Raw genomic sequence first — 22,371 nt, 5'->3', positions numbered from 1 at the left:
TTGCAACCTCTTAAAAAAGAGGTGATAAACGGTAGAATATATACATGTACAAGGAATATAAGCAGTTAAACTTATCGCAAACAGGCAAAGAAGTACTTAAATTTTGGAAAAAGAATAACATTTTCGAAAAAAGTATCAGCAATCGCCCGGAAGATAACCCTTACACTTTTTACGAAGGGCCACCGAGCGCTAATGGCATGCCCGGCATTCACCACGTAATGGCACGGTCTATCAAAGATATTTTTTGCCGCTATAAAACACTTAAGGGTTACCAGGTTAAACGTAAAGGCGGCTGGGATACCCATGGTCTGCCCATTGAACTGGCTGTTGAAAAAGCTTTGGGAATAACCAAAGACGATATCGGCAAAAAAATCACCGTTAAAGAGTACAACGATGCCTGCCGCAAAGAGGTAATGCGCTATACCGATGTGTGGAACGACCTGACCGAAAAAATGGGTTACTGGGTCGACCTGGAAGATCCGTACATCACCTACAAAAACGAATATATTGAAAGCCTTTGGTGGATACTGAAGGAATTTTATAAAGCGGGTTATTTATATAAAGGGTACACCGTACAGCCTTATTCACCAAAATCGGGTACCGGTTTAAGCTCGCATGAACTTAACCAGCCGGGCACTTACAAAATGGTGAAAGATACCACCATTGTTGCTCAGTTTAAAGTAAAACGCGACCAGGATTCGGCCTTTTTGTTTGAGGGCGTAAATACCGATGTGTTTATACTGGCCTGGACAACCACACCGTGGACACTGCCATCAAACTGTGCCCTTGCCGTTGGCGAGAATATCACCTACGTTAAAATAAACGCCTTTAACCCTTACACTTTTGAACCAATTTGCGTTGTTTTAGCAAAGGACCTTGTAAAAAAATACTTTAAGGCCGAAGGCGAAAACGCATCCTTTGATGATTACAAAGGCGGCGACAAGATCATCCCATGGACATTAGCAGCCGAATTTAAAGGAAGCCAGTTATTAGGCATCCACTACGAACAGCTGATGCCTTATGTAACCAATGAAGACCTGGAGAAAAACGCTTTCCGTGTTATCCCTGCCGATTTTGTTACGACAGAAGATGGTACGGGCATAGTACACACCGCATCTATTTTTGGCGCGGATGACTTCAGGGCCTGTAAAGAAAACAACGTACCATCGGTAATGGTGAAGGACGAAAATGGCAAGGAAGTTCCTTTGGTGAACAAGCAAGGCCGTTTTGTTGACGAGGTTACCGATTTTGCAGGCCAATACGTTAAAGAAGAATATTATAGCGCCGAAGAGCGCGCCGTGGAAGGTTTCAGGGCCACCGACGTGCAGATCTCGATCAAACTAAAAACCGAGAATAAAGCCTTCGACGTAAAAAAATACGAGCACAGCTACCCGCACTCCTGGCGGTCTGATGAGCCTATACTTTACTATCCGCTGGATAGCTGGTTCATCAAAACAACTGCTGTTAAGGATAAAATGGTAGCGCTTAACAAAACCATCAACTGGAAACCCGAATCGACCGGTACCGGCCGTTTTGGTAACTGGCTTGAAAACCTGGTTGACTGGAACCTGTCGCGCTCCCGTTACTGGGGAACCCCGCTACCTATCTGGCGCGAGGAAAATGGCGGAGAAGAAAAATGCATTGGCTCGATTGCCGAATTGAACGCCGAGATTGAAAAATCAATAGCCGCCGGTTTTATGCCTGAAGGCTTCGCGCTGGAAGATATGCACAGGCCTTATGTAGATGATGTGATATTAACCTCATCAACCGGTAACAAAATGTTCCGCGAGCCCGACCTGATTGACGTTTGGTTTGATAGCGGCGCCATGCCTTACGCGCAATGGCATTTCCCGTTTGAAAACCAGGAAGAATTTGCGAAGGCCTATCCTGCCGATTTTATTGCCGAAGGCGTTGACCAAACCCGTGGCTGGTTCTTCACCCTGCATGCTATAGCCGTAATGCTGAGCGAGTGCAGCGATGAAGTAAAGGCCGTTAACGCAAAAGTTGGCAATGGCGGTGTAGCTTTTAAAAACGTAATCTCGAATGGTTTGGTGCTGGATAAAAACGGCAACAAAATGTCTAAACGTTTAGGCAACGGTGTCGATCCGTTTGAAACCATCGAGCAGTTTGGTGCCGATGCCCCGCGCTGGTACATGATTAGCAATGCATCGCCATGGGATAACCTGAAATTTAATGTAGAGGGCATTGACGAAGTCCGCCGTAAGTTTTTCGGTACGCTTTATAATACCTACTCATTTTTTGTGCTCTATGCCAACATTGATAAATTCACTTATAGCGAGGCCGAAATAGAGATCAGCAAACGGCCGGAGATCGACCGCTGGATCATTTCGTTGCTAAACACCTTAACCCAGGATGTTGATGGTTTTTATGCCGATTTTGAACCAACCAAAGCAGCCCGTGCCATACAGGAATTTGTGGATGCGCATTTCAGTAACTGGTTTATCCGCTTAAGCCGCCGCCGTTTCTGGAGGTCGGATAACTCGGATGATAAGTTATCGGCATATCAAACGTTATATACCTGTTTAATCACCATCAGTAAGCTAATGTCGCCTATAGCGCCGTTCTTTGCCGATAGGTTATACAGCGATTTAAACAGCGTTACGGGCAAAGAAGCTTATGAATCTGTTCACCTGGCTTACTTCCCCGAGTATAACGCCAACCTGGTTGATACCGACCTGGAAGAGCGTATGAAACTGGCCCAGGACGTTTCATCTTTGGTGTTATCATTACGTAAAAAAATAGGAATTAATGTAAGGCAGCCACTTAGTAAAATCCTTTTACCTATATTAGATAAGGACTTTAAAGCACACGTGGAGCTGGTTAAAGAATTGATATTATCTGAAACCAACATTAAGGATATTGAGTATATTACCGACACCGCAGGCTTCATCAAAAAGAAGATAAAGCCAAACTTTAAAGCCCTTGGGCAAAAGGTAGGCAAGGACATGAAAGCAGTAGCCGAGGCGATAAATAACTTTACAAATGAGCAGATAGCCGAGCTGGAAGCGAACGGGAGTATTGATTTAGAAGTGACTGGCGCCAACGCACTCACTACTCACTACTCACTACTCACCACTGACGTAGAGATTATCGCCGAAGACGTACCCGGCTGGCAGGTTGCAAACCAGGGCAAACTAACCGTTGCTTTGGATGTTACTATAACCAACGAGTTAAAACAGGAGGGTATAGCGCGCGAATTAGTAAGCCAGATACAACGACTTCGCAAGGAAAAAGGCCTTGAAGTAACGGATAAAATAGATATTAAGCTTTTTGACCACCCTTACATCAGCGAAGCGGTAAAAAATAATTTAACCTATATTTGCGCCGAAGTTTTGGCCGTGGGTATAACACTTGATACCCAGTTGAATGAAGGCGATTTAATAGCCATTGACGGACATGAAATTTTGATTGTAATTAGTAAAATATAAATGAAAGTAGAAAACGAAAAAACCAGATATTCTGAGTCAGACCTGCAGGAATTTAAAGCGCTAATCCTGGATAAACTGCGTATTGCTAAAGAAGAATTAAACTCGCTTGCAACATCATTAAGCTCGCCAAACGCGAACGGCACCGATGATACCGCAGGCACCTATAAAACATTGGAAGATGGCTCGGCCACACTGGAAAAAGAACAAATTAACCAGTTGGCAGCCCGTCAGAAAAAATTCATCGATCAGCTGGAAGCTGCATTGGTGCGCATTGAAAACAAAACCTACGGTATTTGCCGCGAAACTGGTAAACTGATCCCTAAGGAGCGTTTGCGCGCGGTGCCACACACCACCATGACGATGGAAGCAAAAATGAGGCAATAAATGAAGGCTGCTTACACCAAACCTTTTTTTACCGCTTTCATCATTATCCTTGCCGATCAGGCTATTAAAACCTGGGTACGCAGGTATATGTACATGGGCGAAGAAATTCGTTTCCTGGGCAGCCACGGCATGCTGCACTACACCGAAAATAACGGCATGGCATTCGGCATGGAGTGGGGCGGCGATGCCGGTAAGCTGGCGTTAACCCTGTTCCGCATAGCGGCAGTTGCAGGTATTGTATACAGCTTGGTTTACCTCATTAAACGCAAATACCATCGCGGGTTGATCATGAACGTGGCGCTTATTTTAGCCGGCGCAGTAGGGAACATTATCGACTCTACCTTTTACGGCATCCTGTTTCAGCATGGCAAACTGTTTCATGGCCGCGTTGTAGATATGTTTTACTTCCCCTTGCTCCGGGGCACCTATCCCTCATGGTTTCCGTTTTGGGGCGGCGAGGCATTTGAGTTTTTCAGGCCGGTATTTAACCTGGCCGACTCGGCAATATGCGTAGGCGTTATCATGATACTGCTATACCAAAAGCGCTACTTCAAACACGAAGTGCCCGAGGTAGCAAGCCCCAATAGCGAAATGGTTGAGGAATAATGAACAACTAATAAAATATGCAAAAAAGCCGCTTAATGCGGCTTTTTTGTTTTCAGCACTTTTGGCATTTGAGAGGACACAAACGCCTTCCCAGATGCCTGCCGTTCTCTCGGAATAGCTGCCAGTAAGGGCACAGGCTACCGGAAATATTCATAATTTTATAACACTAACTAAACTCACAAGTTATTTTAAATTATGACAAAAAATCAAAGCAAGGTTTTTGCTTATTTATTACATTCGTTGCTTTTACAAGCGCCCCTGCATTTAAACGACGATAAATTCACAATTATTCCTTAACCAGGAATAACCACCTTTCGCCTTACACAATTTGGGGGTAGCCAAAACAATACTTTCATGGAAGATAAATTTAGGTTATCCGAATATAAGGTTCTTATATATCGCCTGTTTTTAGGCTACCTGTTCTATTTTATAGCCAGGGTTTTATTTTTTGCCTATAACACGCACCTGCTGGCCGTTGATAATCTTTCCACGCTGTTAAAACTTTGCTATTACGGGATGGCTTTTGATACCACTGCCCTACTGTACGTTAACAGCTTATTTATTTTATTAAGCATACTGCCTTTAACCGTAAACACCCGGCCGGGCTATCAAAAAGGCATTACCATTTTATATTTTGCGACCAATTTTTTGGCCTATGCCACCAATTTTGTCGATATCATTTACTACCGCTTCAGCCAGGTACGTTCAACCAAAGCGGCACTTGATGTATTGGCCGATGAAACCAATAAAAAAGCACTGTTCGAGCATTTCACCGGGGCCTATTGGTATATCCTGGTGATATACATATTGTGTTGTATTTGCTGGGTTTGGATGTACTCCCACGTAAAAGTTAAACCGCGGCCTGTAAAGCATTTGCAGCCCTACTTTATAACATCGGTAATTTTGCTACTTGTTGCTGTGGCGCTGGTTATCGGCGGTATCCGGGGCGATTTTGCACACAGTACCAGGCCTATCAACATGGTTGATGCCTATAAACACGTTACTGTGCCCAACCAGGGCGATGTGGTTTTAAATACCCCCTTCGCCATTATCCGCACAATCAGCAGCAACAATTTTAAGCTTCAGCATTGGACAACTACAGATTATATTAACGCCAACATTAAACCAATAAAACAGTACAACAGTAAGCCAACTGCAAAACCCAACGTGGTGATTATTATTTTGGAGAGTATGGCCAAAGAGTATTGGGGTAGTATGAACAGGGGCGCCAATATACCAGGCTTTGTATCGTATACACCGTTTTTAGATTCGCTTTCAGATAATAGCTTGATATTTACCAACGCCTACGCCAATGGCCGCCAGTCTATTCACGCTATGTCGTCGGTTTTGGCGGGCATTCCTTCGTTTCAAACGGCATTTACATCATCACCTTTTGCCAAGCAAAAAATCGAATCTATCGTGTCAGTATGTAACAGCATGGGATACCAAACTTCGTTTTTTCATGGCGCGGCAGATGGTTCGATGGGCTTCCAGGGCTTTGGCAGCATTTTAGGGTTTAAAAACTATTACGGCAGAACAGAATACAATAACGACAGGGATTTCGACGGCATCTGGGGTATTTGGGATGAGCACTTTTTTCAGTTTATGGGCAAAACACTCAGCACTCAAAAACAGCCCTTTATGGCTACTTTGTTCAGCCTCTCATCGCATGACCCATATCAACTGCCCGAAAAATATAAGGCCAGGTTTAAGGGTGGCCCCCTCGCAATTGATAAATGCGTTCAATATACTGATAACGCGCTGCGGATATTTTTTAACTATGCCAAAACCCAGCCATGGTACAGCAACACCATTTTTGTAATAACTGCCGACCACACCAGCCAAACGTACTATCCCGAATACAGTGAGGGCGTTAACCGTTTTGCTGTGCCGATATTGTTTTATAGCGCCAATAATGCCTATGGACTAAAGGGCGTGCGCACCGATCTGGCCTCGCAAATGGACATATACCCATCGGTTGCAGATTTAATAGGCTACAACAACCCCTTCAGGTCGTGGGGCCGAAGTTTGATTAACCCTGCACCTGCCGAATTACCAAGGGTAATCAACTCCACCGGCAATATTTATCAGCTGATGCAAGGCAATTACACCTATTTGTTCGACGGGAAAAATATCACCGGGATATACGCCGTTGCCGACAAAGGCTTGAAAAAAAACCTGATGACTAACAACCCGAATCCCGAAATGAATACCGGCATAGCCGATTGCAAGGCCTTCATCCAGGATTATGCCGACAGGATTGTAAATAAGAAGCTGAATTGAGGCGGAACGGCGATCATATTAAGAATGTGCAGATTTCAAATTCCAGATGTGCAGATTGAATTTGTAAATCTGAAACGGCGAAGCCCTCCACGTAGTTAACCTGCACACCTGCCTCATTTCGCCAAAAACTTGTCTATTGCTTTTACGGCGCTTTCATACCTATCTGTGCCGATGCCTGATATCACCACATAATCAGCATTAAGGGCACGAAGTTCTTTATGCCAAACGTCCATAAAATACTCCCGTTTGGTAGGGAAATTGCGTAACGGATCATCCTGCCAGGGCAGATCTATGTTGAGCAGGAGGTATAAATCGTAAGGGTGCCGCGGCAATTCGTCCAATACTTCCTGTGGCGAGCGGCCAAACATTTCTTCGCTCCATATTTTTACGGTGATAAAAGTGGTATCGCAGATCAGTATTTTATTGGCCGTGGGCAGCAACTGTTCTTCCAAAGCCAGCTGGCCGTAAAACATATTGATCTCGTCCTGCCAGGTGCAAGGCTCTGTCAGTTTTTCGCAATAACCACGCGCGTACTCAGGCACGGCAATGGTTTGATAATGCGCCGCCAGGTAATCAGACATGGTTGATTTTCCTGTCGATTCGGGACCTACTACTGCTATTTTGGGGATGTGGGGCATTGTGGAATCTAAATATTGAAGCTAAATTCCCTCCATTGGGAGGGGGGCGGCGATTTGCGCTATGGCGGGGAGGGGTTTCGTCGCCTTACTTATCAGTGGGCTAAACCCCTTCCTCCCCCTTCCCCGAGGAAGGAATCGCACAGGCCTTTTTTTTCTTGATTGTTTGCAAATCCACTACCTCTCCAGCTTTGCTATCCTTGTTGGCTTATCTGTACCGGCAACAATACTGCGCGAGCTTAGCGCGATAGCCCTGATGGTTGAAGTAATATTACTTACATCTAACGAGCCAAACTCGTCTTTAACGGTATGGTATAGTTTGTCAATATCTATCTGATCGGTTGATATGGTATGCGCCGGTACGCCAAGCCTGGCCAGCGTTGCATTATCGCTGCGGTAAAACAAATCCTGCTCGGGGTATGGGTCGGGGTAAAATTTAAAAGCCGTACCATCCAGGTTTTTTTGCAGGATCTTGCCGAAATCCGAACGCTCATAACCGGTTATAAATGCCGAGTTTTGGCCAAATTTTGATGCCTTGCCAATCATTTCGATATTAAACATGGCAACCGTTTTATCGGGGTTTACCTGGCCTGAGAAGTATTGCGATCCGTAACCGCCAATTTCTTCGGCACAAAAAGCTACAAAAATGAGGGTGCGGGCGTTGTTTTTTAGCTTTTTATAATATTTAGCCAACGATATTACAGCCGTTGTGCCCGATGCATCATCATCGGCACCATTGGCAATGCTGTCGCCTTCCATCGGTTTAAGGATACCCAGGTGGTCATAATGGCCCGAGAATACTACAAACTCATCCGGTTTGGTTTTACCGGGTATCATGCCTGCAACATTAAACAACGGAAGTTCTTCGCTTTTGATTTCGTAGCGCGCATCAAATGCGGTTACTTTATCAAAACTCCCCAGCACAAATACAACAGGCGGCGTTGTTTTACCTTTAAATATTACACTGCCCCTGCCGGCAAACCCGCGTACGCGTGTAAACAAATCTTTAAATTTAGGGTCAACCAGCACCAGCGATTTTTTGCCGCTACGTGTAATGGCGCCGTACTCCTGCCTGAAATTTTTATCGCCGGTTACCTGTACCACCTGTACATCGGCATTGGTGGCCCAGCTAAATGATTCGCTTCCGGTTGCAAAAGCGCTATCAGCCGCAATACTTTTGCCGTTAATGCTCAGCGTTAATTTAACAGGGGTAGAACGGATCATTTTAAAATCCTGCCTGAAACCGGTGCTACCTGCCAGCGGCGTTAAGCCAATGCTTTTAAACTCGCCTTCAATAAATTTGGCGGCTTTTTCGATGCCTGGGGTAAATGTCGCGCGGCCCTGCATATCATCTGCCGACAGGGTTTTAATAATGCGGCCTACATTTTTTTCTTTAATCAGCTTATTTACATTTTGGGCAAAGCCCAACGCGGTAATTGCTGATAATGCTACGGTTACTATAAAAATCTTTTTCATTTATTATTTAACTTTTGATTGCAACCAATTGTTGCGGAATGTTTCCTGTTCTTTTGATAATGGCTTGCCTGCTTTTTCAAAGGTAACTACTTCAAAATTAGGATTTGCCTCTAATACTATGGTTGTTTCGTGGCTGCCGGTGCGGTTTTTATAATTTATGGTAAGCTTATCGCCCGGCTTTTTATCTGTAAGCTGGTCGTCAAAACCTTTCTGGTCTTTAATGTCAGCGCCGTTTACCTTCAATATCACATCACCTGCATCCAGGCCGGCCTTATATACCGGCGAGCCGATAATGGTGCTTGATAGTATGGGCAAACCTTCGGCATTACCCGCACGAGGCTGGCCTGCCCTGCCACGGCCTGCGGTGGTTGCCAATGATCCTGCCCAGCCTTTTTCGGGGTTAATTTTGCGTAAAACCAAACCTGCTTTGGCCAATAACTCTTCGTAATTGTTTTTATCAATGCCGGTAATGTATTTCCTAAAAAAGTCGGCAGCAAATTTGGGGTTGGTTATTTTGCCCAGGTCGGTTTGCAAATCAGGAATGGTATAAGGTTTCATTACCTTACCGCGGCTTAGCCAAACCTGGCGCATATAATCGTCAAGCGTAATGTTGAAATCGCTGCGCAGGCGCAAGTCAAGCGCGAGGGCAATGGCGCCGCCATAGGTGTAGTAACTGGTAAAGTCGTTGGCGTTGTTGTTAGGGTCGATAGAAACACCGGCATCTGCGTATACCGAATAACGGCTCATTTGGGTTGCGGGATATTTAGCGGCGGCAGGGGTGTTTAATACCTGGTTTACCAGTCCTGCTACGGTGCCGGTATAATCATCAAGATCAATAAAGCCTGAGCGTACCAGCAGCAGCTCACCATAGTATTGGGTAAAGCCTTCGGCAAACCAAAGCTCGCTGCTCACGTTGGCATGCTCAAAATTGAAAGGCTCCAATGATTTTGGGCGGATGCGTTTCACATTCCAGCTATGGAAGTATTCGTGCGCATAAACGCCTAACAGCCTTTTTTCCAAACCTTCAACCTTAGGGGCAGGTATGGTAATGCAGGTTGAATTACGATGCTCCATCCCATCGCCTGAGGTAGTTGGGTGTATATCGCTGATAAAAGTATATTCGCCATAATCATAGGCCGGAAATTCGCCAAATACGGCTTTTTCTTCCTGTACCATCCGGGCAACCATTTTGCCGAAATTATCTATCACGGCCTGGCTATCATCGGAGTGAACGGTAAGGTTTATCTTTTCTTTTTTATTGTCATAATTAACCACATCCCAGCTGGCAATTTTATAGTCAGACAACTCGGTTGGGCAATCCATCATGTATTGCAGGTTGGGGGCGCTGTACACATTTTTATCCTCGTGTTTTAGCTGGGTAGCCACATGCCAGCCATATTTATCCAAATCGTTAAATTGGAAGGTAAGCGGCCTTTTGTCCTGCCCAACAACCCACATAAAAGTAGCTGGCATGTTCAGGTGGGCGTGGCTTGGGTCGATGCTGGCGTAAGTGCCATCTGTCCAGTTGCCAAAAAGGGTGTAGCTTACTTTTACAGTAGCCGGGTGTTCTTCTATCGAGTAAACGTCACCTTCAACCTGCTTCAATTCAAGGGCCTTGCCGTTTACATCAGTAGCCGCAACATTATAAATATTTTTACCAAACTCATGCGTGGCGTAACGCCCGGCAGATGAACGGCTCATCCTAACCAGCAAAGGCCCGGTTGGTGCCTGCGGTATAGTTATGGTTATCTCGGCCTCGTGGTGGGCAGCATTAGGGAACGATATGGAATAATAAATAGCTTTGGGTGCGTCCTGCTGGGCCATGGCAGCGGCCGAAAACAGGGAAGCAAACGCGAGTAGTAATGTTTTTTTCATGTATTATGATTAGCAGCGATGAAATTACAACTAATCGGCCAATTGTAATATATCAATATTATTACAGATGTCGCAGGGCTCCACTATTGTATTTTAAAAGCATAGAAGCAAAGCCGCCAGGAGTTAAGCCTTTTTACGCTGAGCCTTTTCTGGCTTTGCGCGAAACAATCTTTAATATATCAGTTACACCAATTACACGTATTTTTGAATTATGAAAAGACTGATACGTAGTTTTGGTTTTGCTTTTAAAGGATTAAGGTATGCTGCGGCAACGCAACCTAATTTCAGGATACACCTGGTATTGGCTTTCATTGCAGTTATGCTGGGTTTTGCGCTCCATATTGCCTTTGCAGAATGGCAATGGATTATGCTGGCCATTGCCCTTGTACTGGTAATTGAGCTTTTAAATACCGGGATTGAAACGTTAACCGACCTGGTATCGCCGGATTATAATGAAATGGCAGGCAGAGTTAAAGATGTTTGCGCCGGCGCAGTGGTAATAGCGGCCTTATTTGCGTTTATAACAGGCATCGTAATATTTTTACCAAAACTTATTTTACTGGTAAGGCATGCTGCATAAAACCCGTGGTATAGTATTTAAAGCCACCGATTATGGCGAAAGCAGTGTAATTGTGCAAATTTTTACCGAGAAGTTCGGCTTGCAATCATACATCATAAACGGGGCCAAAAAGCCAAAGGCAAAAATAGGCCGCAATATGTTGCAACCCCTGCACCTGCTTGATTTGGTTGTTTATCATAAAAATACCGGCAGCGTACAACGTATAGCCGAGCTTAAAAATTCGCCTGTATTACAAAGCATCCCTTATGATGTGATTAAAAGCTGCATCGCTATTTTTTTAAACGAGGTACTATACAAATCCATCAAACAGCAATCGGCCGAAGAGAATATTTTTGATTTTGTTTTTAGCGCGATAGAGTGGCTGGATCATCAGACAGGCAACGTAGCCAACTTCCACCTGTTGTTTTTAACCCGGCTTACACGGTACCTGGGGTTTTATCCCGACAGGGCGCTGATTGATAACGCCGATTACTTCGACCTGAAGAACGGCACGTTTAGCAAATATAAGCCGGATACGGTAATGTACCTTTCGCCGCCGCATACGCAAAACTTTAGCCTGCTGCTTAAAAGCAGTTTTGACAGCATGGATGAGCTGAAACTAACCAACGACGAGCGGCGTTACCTGATCCAAAAATTAATGGAGTATTATGCCCTGCATATTGAGGGCTTTGGCAATATCCGGTCGGGCGATGTGCTGGAAGAGGTTCTTTCCTAAGCCTTGAACCGGAAGTCTTAAGTTTTAAGTCAAAAAAAGATCTTCTTTATAAACCAATGCCGTTGAGTTGAAAGTTCTTTTCTCTCCTAAAAGATGGGTTATAATATGGCGTTGGTGAATATTATTATTGCCGGTTGGATGCTTTATTTAAGTATAAATACGGGCCTAAAATAAAAAAAGAGATAGCCAGGTGGCTCTCTCTTTTTTTTTAAGTTGACTGACCTCATTATTTACCATAAAGAACTAATTGGTTAGATCGATAATAACAATTAGGACAAATATAAGCACTATAGGGTTAGTAGACTAATTTTTGGCAAAAAAAGCTTCATTTTTATGAAAAAACGCCATATTTTGATTAAAAAGGCGTGTTTTTTGAAAAAAAGGCCCTTATTTTGCCATTTTTTCAATCAAAAATCACAAAAATGACTCTCTTTTAACTGCGGATCTCAGTGGTCTTTGCCTTTCAACCTATCATTGGCCGGGGTGAAAAATGGCACAAATATTATTTTATTTGCTTAGTTGGTGGCAGAAATTTAATACCTCCCACACTGAGGTATTGCAACGTTACATCAAATCTGATGGGGGCTTTGGTCGGCGTGATCTTAACACTTTTATATTTGTCGGCCAGCCAATAAAAAACCTTATTAACACTATCTGGCAAACTCCCGTCCCGGGCCGTGATGCGCTTTACCTTTCCCTGGTAATAAATAATCAGTTCCAAACTTTGATCGTCGGCGCTATGGTCATAGCGGTTGGCAAGTTTTTTATAATGAATAGCTTCCAGCTTCATGTTCAATGTATCCCAGGTTTGTTTGCTTATTGTACCCGAATAATAACCTTTAATAACTTTCCTTTTATTGCCCTGCAAAAGCTTGCCACCATAAAATTTAAAGCTGAGCGAACTATCTATACTTGTAGCAGTGAACTGGCAGGGGCCAAAGCACCCGCCTGTGGCAATTTCTATTTTGGTTATCTCGTTGTTCCTGTGGGCTAACGGCTTATTACAGGCCATGAGCAATCCCACTAAAAACAGCACCAGAACAATACCATTAACAAACAAACTTTTGCGTGATTCCATTACATCTTAGTTAAAATTCCCCACTATATCGGTGATGCTAAAGTTGCAGTTTATATCGGCAGTTTCAATGCGGCCTATAACTGGAGTATATAATACTGCTCTAAAACCAACAAATCCGGCCTATTTTGCAAGCCGGATTTGTTGGTATGAAATAAGAGCGGGTTATTTAAGCGAGTATACCCAGTTAACTATCTGTTTAATCTCGGCCGGTTTTAGGTTGGGGTGTGCGGGCATATCCACATCGCCCCAAACGCCGTGTCCACCGGTTGCTATCTTTTTAACCAGATGATTGGTTGAAGCCAGGTTTTTTGCATACTTTTTAGCAACATCGGCAAATGCCGGGCCTACAGATTTTTCGGCAACCTTATGGCAGGCCTTGCAATCTAACGACATCATTAAGTTCATACCTGCGGCGTTAGCCTTCATGTTGGCCATTTTTAGCTTCATATCAGGCGAATCCTGGCCGGCTAATACCGGGGTGGTTTTACTTAGCGTGGCTGCGCCTTCATCATCTTTAACCTCAACCGATACATTGTAGTTACCTTTTTTGGTATAGGTGTAAACCAGTTTTGGCAAAGCCGTTGTTTTTTTGATGCCGTTACCCAGGTTCCAGGTGTAAGTCATTGTGTTATTTTCCGGATCGGTTGCTGTTGCGGTAAAAGTTACCGCTAAAGGCAATTTACCAAAAGCCTTATTTGCAGCAATGCTTTTTACTTCGGGCGCGCGGTTGCCGGTGTTGTAATCAATGCGGGCCAAACCGGCATCTTTGTTTTTGGTGAACCAGCCCGAGCCATATTCCAGCACATATATTTTACCATCGGGGCCGGTCTCCATATCAATAGGTGAGTTGAATTTGGTAGTGGCCATAAATGGCTCCATTTTGTCCAGGTCGCCGTTTGGTTGCAGGGTAAGTACTTTTATCCAGCCACGGATCCAATCATAAAAAAATACCTTTTTGTTGTAATAATCGGGCAGTCGGGTTGCCTTTGGATACAAGTCGGTATAATAAATGGGCCCGGCCATAGTAGTACGGCCGCCAGAGCCAACTTGCGGAAAATCTTTCGATTCGCCATAAGGGTACCAGATAAATGCAGGCTGCGCAGGCGGCAGTTCTCTTAAGCCTGTGTTGTTCCTGGAATCATTTATCGGATGCAGCGGGTCAAAATTGGGGCCCGACTCGCCGGTTTCATAGTTATATGCATGGTAAGGGATATTGGGGCCAATAAACAACGGCCAGCCGAAGAAGCCTGCTGCTTTGGCCTGGTTAAATTCATCATAACCGCGGGGGCCGCGGGTGGCTAAGCTATCGTTATTGGCATCGGGGCCAACTTCGCCCCAGTACAGGTAGTCGTTCTTTTTATCAACGGCTATACGGTATGGGTTTCGGTCGCCCATTACATAAATCTCCGGGCGGGTGCCTGCGGTGCCCGGTTTAAATAGGTTGCCCTCGGGAATGGTATAAGATCCATCACTTTTTATTTTTATTCTCAGGATTTTGCCTCTTAAATCGTTGGTATTCCCGGCAGAGCGCCTGGAGTCGTGATTTAAGTGCTCCGGGCGGTCATCCAACGGAGCAAATGAATGTGTGTCATGGGGCAGGTTTTTGCCCTCATCAAATGGCGTGGTATTATCGCCGGTAGATACAAACAACAAATGATCTGGCCCAAACGCTATGGAGCCGCCTGTATGGCAGCAAATTTCGCGCTGGGAGTACAGCTGCAATACAACTTTTTCTGATTTATTATCGATAGTATCACCCGTAAGTGTAAAGCGCGATAAACGGTTTACCGAAGTATCTGCAGGGCTGTAATAAATATAAACGTAATGGTTGGTTTTAAAATCCGGATCGGCCTGGATGCCTAAAACGCCTTCTTCGGCATTTACCCCTTTGGTGTGCAGCGTTTTAAAATAAGCGTTCAGGAAACCAACCTGTTTAATGGTTTTGGTGGCATTTTTAAACAGCATGATCTGGCCGCGACGCTGGGTTACTAAAATATCCAGGTTGGGTAAAATGGTCATTTCTGTAGGCTCGTAAAAAGTGCCCTGAATAAGGGATGTTCTTACAAAACGGTTTTCCTCCGGTACGCGCAGGGTGGTACATTTGGAGTAATCGGGTTTTTTATTGTCGCCAATGGCATATTTAATACCGCCCAGCAGGTGGCCTAAATATACAGGGTCGCTGTACGATTCGTCGGTATGGCCAAGTTCGGTATAAAAAGCGCGCCCGTTTTCAAAATTGTGGTACCAGGCCATTGGGTGGTTATCGCCGTTGATGCCGCCTTTGTAGCTATTTTCATCAATTTTAATAAGCACATGCAGGTTTTTGCTGATCTTTTTAAAGTTGTACCACTCATCTGTCCTTTTCCATTCATCGGGCAAAGCGCGGGTTGAGGGATGGTTTTTATCCACCACTTTTAATATGGCCTCCTGCATAGCAGGGTGGCTGTCAAAGTAGGCGCCTACCAAACGGCCGTACCATTGCCAGTCGTATTCGGCATCGGCGGCAGCATGCACGCCTACAAAATTGCCCCCTGCCTGCATATAGCGTTCCAGGTCGGCCTGCTGGTAATTATTAAGCATATAGCCGGTAGTGCTCAGGAAAACAACTGCGGCATATTGGCTAAGATTGGCTTCGCTGATTTTTGCAGCGTTGGATGTGGTATCAACCGAAAAATCGTTTTCGGCACCCAGTTTAATGATAGCTGCAGAACCTGCCGCAATGGATGCATGATGATAACCGGATGTTTTTGTGAATACCAGGATTTTGGGCTTAACAACTATTTTGCTGAAGTTAAATACAAGCATAGCAAGCGCCAGCAGTAAAGTAATTTTTATTCGCATATAAAATTATTGATAGGTTTTATTGGTTGTTATGGCTTGCCATTTTATACTTAAAGCCGGCCAAATGTAGCCATTTCCATCGATTGCGTAACTTTAGTATCGCAAATATTACAAGTTTATAACAAGGTGGTTTGCCGGGATAGAAAACGAACTGCAGATTAAGATGAATTTAAAAAAGGAAGCGCCTGGCGGCTCAGAAAACAAGATTTGTTTTTGATAAATCAATCGTGGTTATTTCTCAATCAGCGCCAGCCAATCAAGCACCACTTTTCTTATGGCGGGCTCTTTGCTTTTTAAATCATCCATATCCTTAATGTATACCAGGCGGCGGCCGTCTGTGTAATCGCCTGTTAACAAACCGCTGGTGTCATTAACTTTTGCCCCGCTGGGGAAAACGAGCAGAATGCGTTTATGCAGGTTCATCACAATGATATACCTTTTATATTCTTTAGGGTTAAAAGGCTTCATTTCGCCCGTGTACACAAAGCTGGGGGCGTTCCATTTTATCTCTTCGCCAATTTCGGGGTCGACGTTTAAAACTATCTGCCTGATGGCTTGCACAATTTGGGCAACCGGGGCATCCAGTTTTTCAATGTATTCGGTTACCTGTTGGCTGTTTGTTTTCGGCGGTAATTTGGCCATGGCTATTTGCAGGTTAATAAGGTTATACAAATATGTTGAATATCGGGGAGCATTGAAAGCGGCAGTCCCTCCTAAATCCTCCCCGATAGGGAGGACTTAAAAAGAGAGAGGTTAAGTCTCCCCTTCCGGGGGAGATTTAGAGGGGGCTTTTTTTATCAAAAAAACATATACCTTAGTTCTGCATTTTAAACCTTAGTTAAGCAAAATTCGCGGCCGTTTTCGTAACAATTACGCGGCCTGCTTGTCAATATATAAATACATTTTACAATGGCTATTAATCTTCAAAAAGGACAAAAAATAGATATCGGACTGTCGAAAATGACTGTTGGTTTGGGTTGGAACCCAAATGAAGGCACAGGTTATGATTTTGACCTGGACGTATCGGCTATCATGATAGATGGCAACAGGTTTGTACCCGAAGACGAGTTCTTCGTTTTTTATAACAACGTAGATTCGCCGGACGGCGCCGTTCATCATACCGGCGACGATCCTTCGGGCGGCAACAGCGATGGCGGCGACGACGAATCCATCAATATTGATTTAACTAAAGTTGACGGCAAAATACAGGAGATATTGTTTGTGGTAACCATCCACGAAGCACAACCACGCAGGCAAAACTTTGGCCAGGTACGCGATTCATATATTCGCATCATCGACGAGCAAACCGGCAGCGAAGTTTGTAAATATGAGCTGGGTGAGGATTTCTCTATCGAAACAGCTGTTGAGTTTGGCCGTTTATACCGGCGCAACGGGGCCTGGAAATTTGAGGCATCGGGCGTGGGTTACAAGGAAGACCTTGCCTTCTTTTTAAGTAAATATTTTAAAGGGCAAATTATTAAATAAAAAGGGCCGGCCCCACCCAACCCTCCCCGGAAGGGAGGGCTTTTTTAAGTCTCCCCTTCCGGGGGAGATTTAGAGGGGGCTGGCTTCTATTAATTAACAATATTATTATGGCAATTAATCTGGTAAAAGGTCAAACCATTGACCTGCGTAAAAATGATAAAGGCGAAAGCTTCGATTTGTCGTCGGTAACTATCGGCTTAGGCTGGGATGTGAGGCAAAGCCGCGGTGGCGGCGGTTTTTTAGGTAAACTATTTGGTGGCGGCGCCGAAGAGGTAGAATATGACCTGGATGCCATTGCTTTTGTGCTTGATAAAAACGGCCACGTTGCCAGCAGGGGCCGCACTTTTCAAAAGCCCAACGGCAACAAAATAAATTTATACGAGGGCGATGTGGTGTACTTTAACTCCATGCGCCATCCGTCAAACCACATCTGGCTTACCGGCGATAACCGCACGGGGGCAGGCGATGGCGATGATGAGCAGATCATCGTAAAACTGGATTCGCTGGACCCCAAATACGACCGCATTTTGTTTATCGTAGCCATATACCAGGGTCAGCGGAAAAACCAGCATTTTGGCATGGTCGAGAACGCCTTTATCCGCGCCGTTGACAATCATGGTAAGGAGATAGCCAAATTCAGCCTATCGGGCGATGCCACTTACAACGGTATGTGCTCGATGAAATTTGCCGAAGTATACCGCAAAGATGGCACCTGGAAATTCCGCGCCATTGGCGATCCGTTTGCAACGGATAATTTTTTAGAGTTACTTAAGCAATATTGAAGAAGAATCAAGAGTCAAGAATCAAGAATCAAGATTGCTGCGTTTTAACGCGACCTATAGTCCATAGCCCATTATCATGGGAGTAAAACCCGATATAAGGCCTGAGAAATCCACCATACGAGTGCAGCTGTCTTGATTCTTGACTCCCTCTCAAACCAACCTATGTATCAACACTACTCCTTCGATCTCTGGCTTACGCTGATCAAATCAAACCCTTATTTTAAAATAGAGCGTACCAAAATCTTCCACCGGGATTTTAACCCGATGGGTAAAAGCATCGATGAGGTGGCCAAAGCCTTCAGGCAGGTTGATTTAATGTGCAACGCGGTAAACGAAAGTACAGGCAAAAACATTGATGCCGACGAGATGTACCTGATGGTGATTAGCCTGATTAATGACAACCAGCTTAGCTTATCAGATATTGATACCGGCAAACTGTACCTGGATATGGAGAAGCTGTTGTTCTATTACATGCCGCTGGTATACTCGTCTGTAACAATTTCCACGTTGCAGCATCTAAAAGATAAAACAGGTAGTACCTTTAGTTTGTTAAGCAATACCGGTTTTATAAAAGGGGCAACATTAAGAAAGGTACTGGCGGAGTTAAAGATGAGCGATTACTTTGATTTTCAGCTATACTCGGACGAAGTGGGTATGTCGAAACCAAACCCTGCCTTATTTAATTTAATGTTGCAAAATATCAAACAGGTCAATATAAATAAGGATATTCGTTTAAGCGATATCATTCATATAGGCGATAACCCTAAGGCTGATATTGAAGGCGCCCATGCAGCGGGCATAAAAAGTTTGCTCATCAACTCAAACAACCAATCTATTTTAGCCTTATTAAGTTAATGAACACTACCTACTCATTACATCACATCAGCAACGATAGTAACTTCGGCTTTTGCCCGGATAGCTACAGCCGTTTCAAATTTGGCGATGAAGCGGTAGCCCGTGAATTTGGCAGCGCTTTGATTGATGGTTTTATAGCAGAAGTACTGTTGGCCCAACCAATAACGCAACAAATTGTGGTGATATCGAGCCCTTATTCGTTTATCCCGACGGCTACTTTTGCCATGAAAACATGGTTTGTTTACGGGCTTAACCGCTGGCTGGCACAACACGGCTACCCGGTAGTGCAGGAAACCAAGGTACACCGCACTATTACTTATAAAGAGGATTATGGCGAGCTGGATGCAGAGCAAAGGATGAACCTGATAGGTAACGATTCGTTCCATATTGATAAGGACTTTTTGACCGGCAAAACGCTGATATTTTTGGATGATATTAAAATAACCGGCAGCCACGAGCGCATGATCATGAAAATGGTGAATGCATACGGCCTAAGCAATGATATTTACATGCTTTACTTTGCCGAACTGATGAATAAAAACATCCACCCCAACATCGAAAATTTTTTAAACTATCACCAGGTAAAAACCATTTTCGACCTGGAGCCTATTATTCAAAGCGGCAGTTTTGTTATTAACACCCGCATAGTTAAATACATATTAAATTATAATCCCGATTGCTTTAGCATTTTTATACAAAACCAAACAATGGATTTTGTAAACTTGCTATATGATATGGCTTTGGGCAATGGTTACCATACTATTGATGCCTATGCCCAAAACCTTAACTTTATTAGCAAAAACCTATTTATAAACAATAAAAATCTGATTAAACATGGCAATTAATTTGCAAAAAGGCCAGCGCGAAAGCATCCATGCCCCAAAATTCACTATAGGGCTGGGCTGGGATACCAATAGCTCATCAACAGGCAGCGCATTCGATTTAGACGCCTCTGTTTTTATTTTGGGCGACAATAAAAGATTACTGGCCGACGAATATTTTGTGTTTTATAACAACCTGGTATCCCCGGATGGCGCAGTTGAGCATACCGGCGATAACCTTACCGGCGCGGGCGATGGTGATGACGAGCAGGTAAAGGTCGATCTATCAAAGGCTGATGCTAAAATCTCGGAAATTTGCATCGTGGTAACTATTCACGAGGCCGAGGCGCGCAAACAAAACTTTGGCCAGGTACGCAACTCCTTCATCAGGATATTTGATGCTGAAACCGGCGCCGATATTTTGAAGTATGAACTGGAAGAAGATTTCTCGATAGAAACCGCTGTTGAGTTTGGCCGCATCTACAAAAAAGATAACAACTGGAAATTTGAAGCTGTTGGCGTTGGCATGAAAGGCGGCCTGCAGGATTATTTAAACAAATATCAATAACAGCTATGGCAATTAATCTTCAAAAGGGACAACGCATCAGTCTCGAGAAAAGTAACGGCAATAAATTAGAAAGTGTTTGCGTGGGCATTAACTGGGGGGCCATCGAAAAAAAAGGCCTTTTTGGCTTTGGCGTTACCAAAGAAGCGGTTGACCTTGACGCCAGCTGTGCTTTGTTTGATGAAAGTAAACGCCTGATAGATGTGATCTACTTCGGCAACTTAAAATCAAAAGATGGTTCGGTAAAACATAGCGGAGATGATCTTACCGGTGATTTAAATGGCAACGACGGTATAGACAATGAAGTAATTACTGTAAACCTTCCAGGTTTGCCTGCATCGGTAACTTACGTGGCATTTATGCTGAACAGTTTCCGTGGGCAGGATTTTGGCACCATTCCTTTTGCGTCTATCCGCATTTATGAAGGTACGCCAACCCGCGTAAACGAAGTGTTTGCTACCTATGATATTGCACACAGCAAAGATTTTGCCGGCCACGTTGCCATGGTGATGGGCGTTTTTTACAAAAAGAACGGCGAATGGAAATTTAACGCCATTGGCGAACCAACCCGCGACCGCAAACTGGAAGAAACCGTTAAAACTGTTACCAATAATTATTTATAATATTCTGTGGTCGGTGTTCTGAGGTCTGTGGCCTGAGATCGGACATCAGACCTCAGAAATCAGACCTCAGATTATAACTTAAAACTCAAGAAAATGGAAGGCGCACCAAATAACAACCCGATAAATATAACCCCGGTTAACCTGGATATAACTCCGGCGCCGGGAACAACAACTCCTGTAAAATTGCTGGATAAGGAAGGCAATGTAGATTTAGCTAACATTACGCCTACCGAAGTACAAAAATATAGTGAGGTGGCCAAAGCCCTCGACCCTAAAGATGTTAACTCCATCCTTAACTATGGCACCGATGTGCAGGTTTCGATGGAGAAGTATAGTAACAACTTTTTAACTTCGGTACGTACCTATAACTCCGGCGAAGTTGGTTTACTGATAAACGACCTGCTTACCGAACTGAACTATATTGATGTAGATGAGCTGAACCAAAACGCGTTCACCTCCTTCATCTCGCATATCCCTTTTATGAAAAAGCTGGTGTTTGATGCCAAAAAGCTTTTCCAGAAGTACGATACCGTGATTAACAACATCGATAAGATCACCAATAAGATCAAGGCAGGTCGTGTTAACTCGCTTAAGGACAATAGTTCGTTGCAAACCATGTTTGACAGCAACGTAACCTACATTCACCAGATGGAGGAGTTGATCATATCCGGTCAGTTAAAATATAATGAGCTAAATGAGCAATTGGCGCAAATGGATGCCAACCCATCGGCCTATAACGACTACGAAATTGCCGACCTGCGCGATTTTGTGAACCGCCTGGATAAACGCCTTGCCGATTTAAAGGTGGTAAGGTTTATCATGATGCAATCATTGGCACAAATACGCGTGGTGCAAAGCAATAACACTACCATAGCCGAAAAAGCGCAATCCATAGTATCAACCACCATCCCGGTTTGGAAAAATCAGCTCACCATAGCCGTTGCCCTAAACCGCCAGAAGGAAAACGTGGAAATGCAGAAAAAGATCTCGGATACCACCAACACCATCCTGCAAAAAAATGCCGAGCTGCTTAAACAAAACAGCATTGATGTTGCCCGCGAGAACGAGAAAACGGTAGTATCCCTGGATACCCTGAAACGCACAACCGCATCGTTGATTGAAACCCTTACCGAGGTAAAACGTATTCATGATGAAGGTACTGCCAACAGGAAGGTGCTTAACACCGAATTGCAGACACTGGAAACAGAGTTGAAAAAGCACGTGACTAACGCGTAAGCAAAGCCATATTGTCCCTTTATGTTGATGCGCGTATCTATCAGGTAAAAGCTGAAAAAAATCGTTATGACGTGTAAGGGAA

General features: G+C 44.2%; 19 protein-coding genes. 13 read left to right on the top strand and 6 right to left on the bottom strand.

The genetic code is table 11. The features are described from left to right. The first annotated feature begins 44 nt into the window (after positions 1–44). The 4 genes from ileS (at position 45) to BMX56_RS20695 (ending at position 6,722) form a co-directional block, all read left to right on the top strand. On the top strand, positions 45–3,449 hold the full coding sequence (ileS, locus tag BMX56_RS20710; RefSeq protein WP_090651576.1) for an isoleucine--tRNA ligase: 3,405 nt from the start codon (positions 45–47) through the stop codon (positions 3,447–3,449). Continuing rightward, positions 3,450–3,833 carry a TraR/DksA family transcriptional regulator gene (locus BMX56_RS20705; RefSeq protein ID WP_090651575.1) on the top strand — a complete coding sequence of 128 codons (384 nt, stop codon included), beginning with the start codon at positions 3,450–3,452 and terminating at the stop codon, positions 3,831–3,833. Then, on the top strand, positions 3,834–4,439 hold the full coding sequence (locus BMX56_RS20700) for a lipoprotein signal peptidase (RefSeq protein WP_090651574.1): 606 nt from the start codon (positions 3,834–3,836) through the stop codon (positions 4,437–4,439). A gap of 354 nt (positions 4,440–4,793) precedes the next feature. Continuing rightward, on the top strand, positions 4,794–6,722 hold the full coding sequence (locus tag BMX56_RS20695) for an LTA synthase family protein (protein WP_090651573.1): 1,929 nt from the start codon (positions 4,794–4,796) through the stop codon (positions 6,720–6,722). A gap of 113 nt (positions 6,723–6,835) precedes the next feature. On the opposite strand, the gene BMX56_RS20690 is transcribed toward BMX56_RS20695, so the two are convergent. From BMX56_RS20690 to BMX56_RS20680, 3 genes are all read right to left on the bottom strand, one after another. Next, positions 6,836–7,360 carry an AAA family ATPase gene (locus BMX56_RS20690; RefSeq protein WP_090651572.1) on the bottom strand — a complete coding sequence of 175 codons (525 nt, stop codon included), beginning with the start codon at positions 7,358–7,360 and terminating at the stop codon, positions 6,836–6,838. 174 nt (positions 7,361–7,534) lie between these two features. Beyond that, positions 7,535–8,833, bottom strand: coding sequence for a M20/M25/M40 family metallo-hydrolase (locus BMX56_RS20685; RefSeq protein WP_090651571.1), 1,299 nt, complete (start codon positions 8,831–8,833; stop codon positions 7,535–7,537). 3 nt (positions 8,834–8,836) lie between these two features. Next, positions 8,837–10,708, bottom strand: coding sequence for a M61 family metallopeptidase (locus BMX56_RS20680; RefSeq protein WP_090651570.1), 1,872 nt, complete (start codon positions 10,706–10,708; stop codon positions 8,837–8,839). A gap of 211 nt (positions 10,709–10,919) precedes the next feature. Between BMX56_RS20680 and BMX56_RS20675 the strand changes: the two genes are divergently transcribed. Then, positions 10,920–11,288 carry a diacylglycerol kinase gene (locus BMX56_RS20675; RefSeq protein WP_090651569.1) on the top strand — a complete coding sequence of 123 codons (369 nt, stop codon included), beginning with the start codon at positions 10,920–10,922 and terminating at the stop codon, positions 11,286–11,288. Continuing rightward, positions 11,278–12,003: a DNA repair protein RecO gene (gene recO, locus BMX56_RS20670; protein ID WP_090651568.1), complete on the top strand. Its 726-nt coding sequence runs from the start codon at positions 11,278–11,280 to the stop codon at positions 12,001–12,003. The genes BMX56_RS20675 and recO overlap by 11 nt, the downstream gene beginning before the upstream one ends. Positions 12,004–12,505: 502 nt before the next feature. On the opposite strand, the gene BMX56_RS20665 is transcribed toward recO, so the two are convergent. From BMX56_RS20665 to BMX56_RS20655, 3 genes are all read right to left on the bottom strand, one after another. Then, positions 12,506–13,081 (bottom strand): DUF6438 domain-containing protein, encoded by a 576-nt coding sequence (locus BMX56_RS20665; protein ID WP_090651567.1) that lies wholly within the window; start codon positions 13,079–13,081, stop codon positions 12,506–12,508. A gap of 162 nt (positions 13,082–13,243) precedes the next feature. Next, positions 13,244–15,922 (bottom strand): ThuA domain-containing protein, encoded by a 2,679-nt coding sequence (locus tag BMX56_RS20660; protein WP_090651566.1) that lies wholly within the window; start codon positions 15,920–15,922, stop codon positions 13,244–13,246. Positions 15,923–16,153: 231 nt separating this feature from the next. Continuing rightward, complete coding sequence (locus tag BMX56_RS20655; RefSeq protein WP_090651565.1) at positions 16,154–16,564, bottom strand: DUF1801 domain-containing protein; 411 nt, start codon at positions 16,562–16,564, stop codon at positions 16,154–16,156. Between the two features lie 267 nt (positions 16,565–16,831). Here BMX56_RS20655 and BMX56_RS20650 point away from each other — a divergent pair, with 267 nt between their 5' ends. The 7 genes from BMX56_RS20650 (at position 16,832) to BMX56_RS20620 (ending at position 22,289) form a co-directional block, all read left to right on the top strand. Then, positions 16,832–17,407 carry a TerD family protein gene (locus tag BMX56_RS20650; RefSeq protein ID WP_090651564.1) on the top strand — a complete coding sequence of 192 codons (576 nt, stop codon included), beginning with the start codon at positions 16,832–16,834 and terminating at the stop codon, positions 17,405–17,407. 107 nt (positions 17,408–17,514) lie between these two features. Continuing rightward, positions 17,515–18,189, top strand: coding sequence for a TerD family protein (locus BMX56_RS20645; RefSeq protein WP_090651563.1), 675 nt, complete (start codon positions 17,515–17,517; stop codon positions 18,187–18,189). Between the two features lie 162 nt (positions 18,190–18,351). Continuing rightward, entirely contained in the window at positions 18,352–19,044 is a 693-nt protein-coding gene (locus BMX56_RS20640) for an HAD family hydrolase (RefSeq protein ID WP_090651562.1), read from the top strand. Further along, positions 19,044–19,889, top strand: a complete 846-nt coding sequence (locus BMX56_RS20635) for a phosphoribosyltransferase family protein (protein WP_090651561.1) — start codon at positions 19,044–19,046, stop codon at positions 19,887–19,889. Before BMX56_RS20640 ends, BMX56_RS20635 begins: the two co-directional genes overlap by 1 nt. Then, the gene (locus BMX56_RS20630) at positions 19,879–20,433 is read left to right on the top strand and encodes a TerD family protein (RefSeq protein WP_090651560.1); all 555 of its coding nucleotides are present in this window, start codon (positions 19,879–19,881) and stop codon (positions 20,431–20,433) included. Before BMX56_RS20635 ends, BMX56_RS20630 begins: the two co-directional genes overlap by 11 nt. Positions 20,434–20,438: 5 nt before the next feature. Further along, entirely contained in the window at positions 20,439–21,053 is a 615-nt protein-coding gene (locus BMX56_RS20625; RefSeq protein ID WP_090651559.1) for a TerD family protein, read from the top strand. A 93-nt stretch (positions 21,054–21,146) separates the two neighbouring features. Further along, positions 21,147–22,289 carry a toxic anion resistance protein gene (locus BMX56_RS20620; protein WP_090651558.1) on the top strand — a complete coding sequence of 381 codons (1,143 nt, stop codon included), beginning with the start codon at positions 21,147–21,149 and terminating at the stop codon, positions 22,287–22,289. Positions 22,290–22,371: the final 82 nt, after the last annotated feature.

The sequence above is a fragment of the Mucilaginibacter sp. OK283 genome (genome assembly GCF_900110415.1).
GTDB lineage: Bacteria > Bacteroidota > Bacteroidia > Sphingobacteriales > Sphingobacteriaceae > Mucilaginibacter.
The sequence above is the reverse complement of the archived record's forward strand: the minus strand, read 5'-3'. Positions and strand labels throughout refer to the sequence as shown.

What these genes read in the sequence shown, in the direction of transcription:
- BMX56_RS20675 (WP_090651569.1), top strand. Translation starts at nt 10,920, where the DNA reads ATGAAAAGACTGATACGTAGTTTTGGTTTTGCTTTTAAAGGATTAAGG.
- BMX56_RS20695 (WP_090651573.1), top strand. Translation starts at nt 4,794, where the DNA reads ATGGAAGATAAATTTAGGTTATCCGAATATAAGGTTCTTATATATCGC.
- BMX56_RS20635 (WP_090651561.1), top strand. Translation starts at nt 19,044, where the DNA reads ATGAACACTACCTACTCATTACATCACATCAGCAACGATAGTAACTTC.
- BMX56_RS20650 (WP_090651564.1), top strand. Translation starts at nt 16,832, where the DNA reads ATGGCTATTAATCTTCAAAAAGGACAAAAAATAGATATCGGACTGTCG.
- BMX56_RS20655 (WP_090651565.1), bottom strand. Translation starts at nt 16,564, where the DNA reads ATGGCCAAATTACCGCCGAAAACAAACAGCCAACAGGTAACCGAATAC.
- BMX56_RS20665 (WP_090651567.1), bottom strand. Translation starts at nt 13,081, where the DNA reads ATGGAATCACGCAAAAGTTTGTTTGTTAATGGTATTGTTCTGGTGCTG.
- BMX56_RS20625 (WP_090651559.1), top strand. Translation starts at nt 20,439, where the DNA reads ATGGCAATTAATCTTCAAAAGGGACAACGCATCAGTCTCGAGAAAAGT.
- BMX56_RS20690 (WP_090651572.1), bottom strand. Translation starts at nt 7,360, where the DNA reads ATGCCCCACATCCCCAAAATAGCAGTAGTAGGTCCCGAATCGACAGGA.
- BMX56_RS20640 (WP_090651562.1), top strand. Translation starts at nt 18,352, where the DNA reads ATGTATCAACACTACTCCTTCGATCTCTGGCTTACGCTGATCAAATCA.
- BMX56_RS20705 (WP_090651575.1), top strand. Translation starts at nt 3,450, where the DNA reads ATGAAAGTAGAAAACGAAAAAACCAGATATTCTGAGTCAGACCTGCAG.
- BMX56_RS20685 (WP_090651571.1), bottom strand. Translation starts at nt 8,833, where the DNA reads ATGAAAAAGATTTTTATAGTAACCGTAGCATTATCAGCAATTACCGCG.
- BMX56_RS20645 (WP_090651563.1), top strand. Translation starts at nt 17,515, where the DNA reads ATGGCAATTAATCTGGTAAAAGGTCAAACCATTGACCTGCGTAAAAAT.
- BMX56_RS20620 (WP_090651558.1), top strand. Translation starts at nt 21,147, where the DNA reads ATGGAAGGCGCACCAAATAACAACCCGATAAATATAACCCCGGTTAAC.
- ileS (WP_090651576.1), top strand. Translation starts at nt 45, where the DNA reads ATGTACAAGGAATATAAGCAGTTAAACTTATCGCAAACAGGCAAAGAA.
- BMX56_RS20660 (WP_090651566.1), bottom strand. Translation starts at nt 15,922, where the DNA reads ATGCGAATAAAAATTACTTTACTGCTGGCGCTTGCTATGCTTGTATTT.
- recO (WP_090651568.1), top strand. Translation starts at nt 11,278, where the DNA reads ATGCTGCATAAAACCCGTGGTATAGTATTTAAAGCCACCGATTATGGC.
- BMX56_RS20630 (WP_090651560.1), top strand. Translation starts at nt 19,879, where the DNA reads ATGGCAATTAATTTGCAAAAAGGCCAGCGCGAAAGCATCCATGCCCCA.
- BMX56_RS20680 (WP_090651570.1), bottom strand. Translation starts at nt 10,708, where the DNA reads ATGAAAAAAACATTACTACTCGCGTTTGCTTCCCTGTTTTCGGCCGCT.
- BMX56_RS20700 (WP_090651574.1), top strand. Translation starts at nt 3,834, where the DNA reads ATGAAGGCTGCTTACACCAAACCTTTTTTTACCGCTTTCATCATTATC.